At 73.1% G+C, this 4806-nt stretch carries 3 protein-coding genes and 1 pseudogene; 3 read left to right on the top strand and 1 reads right to left on the bottom strand.

Going from position 1 to position 4806, the window contains the following annotated elements; translation table 11 throughout:
- A pseudogene (locus tag AOK24_RS35880) lies at nt 1-814 on the top strand (hypothetical protein); the annotation flags it as partial.
- Here the strand turns inward: AOK24_RS35880 and AOK24_RS35875 are convergent.
- The gene (locus tag AOK24_RS35875; RefSeq protein WP_240554275.1) at nt 803-3112 is read right to left on the bottom strand and encodes an NB-ARC domain-containing protein; all 2310 of its coding nucleotides are present in this window, start codon (nt 3110-3112) and stop codon (nt 803-805) included. The pseudogene AOK24_RS35880 and the gene AOK24_RS35875 overlap by 12 nt on opposite strands.
- Nucleotides 3113-3240: 128 nt before the next feature.
- Between AOK24_RS35875 and AOK24_RS35870 the strand changes: the two genes are divergently transcribed.
- Together AOK24_RS35870 and AOK24_RS48875 are read left to right on the top strand one after the other, a co-directional pair.
- Complete coding sequence (locus AOK24_RS35870; RefSeq protein ID WP_133258282.1) at nt 3241-3618, top strand: hypothetical protein; 378 nt, start codon at nt 3241-3243, stop codon at nt 3616-3618.
- Nucleotides 3605-4806, top strand: a 1202-nt coding sequence (locus AOK24_RS48875; protein WP_167376891.1) for a WD40 repeat domain-containing protein, incomplete at its 3' end; no start/stop codon positions are given. The genes AOK24_RS35870 and AOK24_RS48875, both read left to right, overlap by 14 nt.

Genomic DNA, 4806 nt, shown 5'->3' with positions numbered 1-4806 from the left:
CCTCGGCGCCTTCCCCCAGCAGGACTTGGCCCCGGACTCCCCGGTGGCCGCCCTCGGCCGAACGGCCCCGCACCTGACCCGGCGGGGCAGCCTCCGCGCCCAGATAGACCGGACGATCAGCACACACGACCCGGCCCGCTACAAGGACCTCGCGGAGCAGACGAGTTCATCACCGGGCGAGTCGGCGACGCTCCTACGGCGCCTCTTCTACGACCTGTTGGACATCCCCGAACCGGAAACCCACCCGGCCCTCCTGAACCCCCTCCCCCTCCCGCCGTACACCCCGGCCCAACTCACCGCCCCGGTACGCGTGTTCACGCGCCTCCGCGACAACTCCAACCCCGCGATCGAGGTCACCCGCCACGCCGTCACCGGCGACTCCCCCGACCCCCGCATCGACTCCGACGCCGCCCACACGGTCGTCGACGAGGAGACCCGCGAGACGGGCCGCCTGGCGCTCGCCGACATCGTCGTACGCCGCGCCGCCGGGAACGACCCCCGCGTGGGCCCGCCCGCTTCATGGACGGCGGAGGCGCTCGCGAGGTACCCGTACTGCGGCCTGGCGGTGTACGTCGACGGGCCGGACCGGTGTGTCGTGGGGACGCGGGACGGCAGGGTCGTACGGCTGGCCGCCGCGCCGGAGCCGGACGGCAGGGTGGACCTGTGCGACCCGGCGGCGTACGCGTCGGCGCTGTACGCCTGGCTGACCGACGAGGTGCAACCGGCCTCTGTGCCAGACGAGTTGACGGTGTGGACGGGAGCGCAGGCGCACCGCGTACGCGTCACCTCTCAAGTCGACGCCTCACACGGCTAGTTCAGCGAGCCGCTCGCGAACTCGCCCGGCCCCGGCCGCGTCCCCGTTCTCTTCGTACCAGTCCTGCGCAACCCGCAGATCCGCCGCCTCCTCGGCCTTCCGTCCGGCGCGGCGATAGACGTCGGCCCGCAGTTCGACGGCGTCGGCGTGCTGCGGCCGGGCCCCTTCGGAATCCATGATCCGGACGGCCTGGTCGAGGCAGACGAGGGCCTGTTCGAGGTCCCCGGCGTTCCGGTGGAGTTCGCCGAGGCAGGTGTAGACGCGTCCTTCGTTGTGCACGTCGCCGAGTGAACGGAAGCCCACGAGCGCGCCGTTGAGCCGGGCGAGGGCGGCGGAGATGTCGCCCGCGCCGGTCTCGGCCCGACCGGTGTGCAGGTCGAGGAGGGCGATGGCGCGCTCCTTGTCGTCGGACCCGTCGTCCCCGTCGGCGACACGCGCCCAGACGGCCCGCGCCTCCTGGAAGCGCTGGGCGGCCTCCCGCCAGTTCCACAGCCGGAGTTGGAGCAGCCCGGCGGTCTCGATGGCGCTGGCCTCACCGCGATGGTGCCCGCAGGCCCGGTCGGCGGCGACGGCGTCGGCAAGTTCCCGCGCGGCGTCGTCGGCCCGGCCGACTCCCATGTAGGCGAAGGCGAGTTGGACGCGCATGCGGCCCACCGCGCGGCGGTCCCCGAACTCCTCGGCCTGCCGCCGCGCGGCCTCGACGCCGAGCAGGTGTGTGTCGATCCACTGCGCGTGGAACCCGAGCCGCAGGTGCAGACTCCATGTCGCCTCGCACAACTGCCAGACGAGGTCGTCGAATCCGTGGTGCGCGGCGGCCCGGATCACGGCGGCGACGTTCTCCCGCTCCCGGCTCAGCTCCTCCAACGCCTTCTTGCCGTCCGGCGATTGGGCACGGAGCCCGTGATAGGCAGGCCCGAGCCGCCACCGCAGCGGCATCACCCGGTGATCCTGGATCGCGGTCGATTTCAGCAGCGCGACGGCAACGCGCCGTACGGCGGCGGCTGTTCGCCCGAGGCCGTCCTCGGTGTGGGCCAACTCCCTTGCGTGGGCCCGGGTGGCGTCGTGGAAGCGGTACCGCTCCTCCTCGATCTCCTCCAACAGGTGCACTTGGGCGAGGTGTTCGAGCTGTCCGCGTGCCGTGTCCTCCGCGTCCTCGGTGAGTCCGGCGGCTGCGGCGGCGATCTGGAGGGTGATCACCGGCCAGGCTCCGGCGCCGAGTGCGCGGTAGAACGCGGCGGTTTCGGGCGGGAGTTCGCCGTAGGAGACGTCGAGGGCGAGGCGTACGGGGTCGTGGGTCATCGGAGAGGTGTCCTCCTCTGTCCGCCGGAGTTCACGGGCCACCCGTTCCCAGCTCAGGTGTTCGCGTTCGGCGAGCCCGGCGCCGGTCGTGCACACCGCGAGCGGGTACCCGCCGGTGGCCTCGGCGACGGCCCGAACTGCCGTCTCCGGGGCGGCTCTTCCCACCGTACGCTCCAGCAGGAGCATGGCGTCCTCGGTCGCGAGGGGGCCGACGGTGCGGGGGCGGGCGCCGTAGTGGGCGGTCAGGCGGGCGAGCCGGTGGCGGCTCGTGACGAGGGTCAGCGATGTGGGCGAGGCCGGGACGAGGGGCATGACCTGGGCGTCGTCGTGCGCGTTGTCGAGGACGACGAGGAGGCGGCGGTCGGCGGTGAGCGTGCGGTAGAGGTCGCGTTGGCGGGCCTCGTCGCCGGGGACCCGGTCGGGTGCCACGCCGAGGGCTTCGAGGAAGCGGGCGAGGACGTCGGAGGGGGTGAGGGCGGTGGCGGCGGAGTCTCCGGCGAGGTCGACGAACAGGTCGCCGTCGGGGAAGCGTTCGCGCAGCCGGATGCCGCCCCGGACGGCCACGGCGGTCTTTCCGATGCCGCCGGGTCCGGTGAGCACCCCCACGAACGGGCCGTCGCCTTCGCCGGGCAGCGTCTCGATCCACTCCACGACGTCCTCGCGGTCCGTGAAGACGGAGGTCGACGGCGGCAGCATCCGTGGGCGGGCCACGACAGTTGGGGTCGTGCGCTGCACGAACCGGGTCGCCTCGCGCAGCCATGCGCCGACTTCTTCGGCCAACTCCCCCGATCTGCGGGAGAGTTCGTCCAGGTCCCGGGCGGCGTCGGCGCATTCGGCCTCGGTGACCGGAAGGGTGGCGGCCTCCCCGGGGCGGGCGCGGCTCAGCAGCCCGTAGAGCCGCTCGGAGATACGGCGCCCGGCCTCGCCGCCCGCGCCGGACAAGGCACCCGACGCGACCGTGGTGACGGCCGAGGTCGCCATCCCTATCAACAGTGACACGCAGGTCTCCCCAACTCGCCGTTGCAGAAATCGTATCCACAACTTCCTGACCTGCGGCAGCAAGGCAGAAGATGGCGTTTTCCTCACCGAGTGCCACGATTTACACACACTCCGCTACCGTTTCTCTCGTGACAGGCTTGCAAGCCGCGCTCTGGGGACTGCTGGGAAGCGGTGTCGCGGAAGCGCTGAATCTCTCCGCGTCCATGCGACCGGTCGGCCCGCGCCGGAAGTGGCGGTGGCCGTGGCACAGCAGGGCCGACCGGCCGGTGATGCTGGTGGCGGTCGCGCTGCGGCTGTTCGCGGGGCTGGGGCTCGCGGCGGCGCTCGGGGCGGCGGGGTATCTCACCGACGAGACGGCCGCGTTGATGGCGGGTGTCGCGACACCCCTGGTGGTCGCCCGGCTGTTCCAGGCGATCCCGCTGTACGACGCACCCCCGGCGGCCGACCCCGCCGTACCCGCCGCCCGCGAGAGCGCCGAGAGCGGGAGGTCAAGTGCCGCGCTATGACAGCGAGTCGGGGAGGTGGGTGCGGGCACTGGCGGCGGACATGGACGGCGGGCAGCGCGCCGAACGTCAACTCGCCGCGCGGGACGGGGGATACGGTCGGCGACTCACGCCCTACGACGCCGGCCCGCGTCTCGCCCCGTACGGCGCCCGTCGGTCACCCGCGTACGGCGCACCCCGCGCCGCCGGTCGTCAACCCGCCCCGCGCGCCCGCGACTTCACGGCCCGACTCGCTCTCGCGCTCGCCCTGCGGCCGATGCCCCCGCGTGTTCCCCCGGTGTCACGGGCGCGTCCTCAGTGGTTTCCGGGGCTCCTCACCACGTTCGCGCTCGTCCTCACCTGTCTGGTCAGTGCCGCCGCGCAGGGCGTGCTGCCCGCGCCGTGGCGGGAGGCGGCGCCGCCGGGCGGGACGGTTGCGGATGTGCGGTGGCGGGTGGCCGGTGAGCTGCGTCCTCAAGTCGGCGCGGGAGCCCTGGTGTTCTCGCCGGCGGACAGGAACCGGCTGATGGTGGTCGGGGCGGGCGGGGTCGAGGCGTGGGACGTGGCGGACACCGGGCGGCCGAGGATGGTGTACCTCTCGCGGATGCCGGACGCCGGACCGGCATCGGCTCTGGGGGTCGACTCGGACCGGCGGACGGTACTGGCGGCCTCCGACGAGCAGTTGCTCACCTGGGACACCGGGGTTGGTGTGCTGCCCTGGCTCGAAGTCACCCCGGACGTACGCGGCGTGAAGGCGCTGCGCAAGCGGACCGAGAGCCTCGACATCGTCGTACGGCGCTCGCGGAACCTGACCGTCCTGCGGGAGGCCGCGACGAACGGCTCCGCCCGTGAGGGGTTCCAGACGACGGCGAGTTTCTCGCAGGCCGCGCACGCCGCGCAGTTCTCCCCGGACGGCAACACCCTGGCGATCGCCGACGACTTGGGGAACGTCCAGCTGTGGGACCTGACCCGCAACTACGAACCCACCCCGAAGGGCCGCCAGTTGAACACCGGCGCACGCCTGCCCCGCGCCCTCGCGTTCAGCGCCGACGCCGCCCTCCTCGCGGTGATCGGCAAGGACGACGTCGTACGCCTCTGGGACATCACCCACCCGGACCGGCCGCGCCACCTCGGCAATCCTGCGCAACTCCCCGCCAGGGCCGTCGCGTTCGGCCCCGACCCGCACCTCGTCGCGACGGCCCTGGCGGGGAG

The organism is Streptomyces niveiscabiei (assembly GCF_001419795.1).
GTDB classification, from domain to species: domain Bacteria; phylum Actinomycetota; class Actinomycetes; order Streptomycetales; family Streptomycetaceae; genus Streptomyces; species Streptomyces niveiscabiei.
This window is presented reverse-complemented; position numbering and strand designations above follow the sequence as displayed.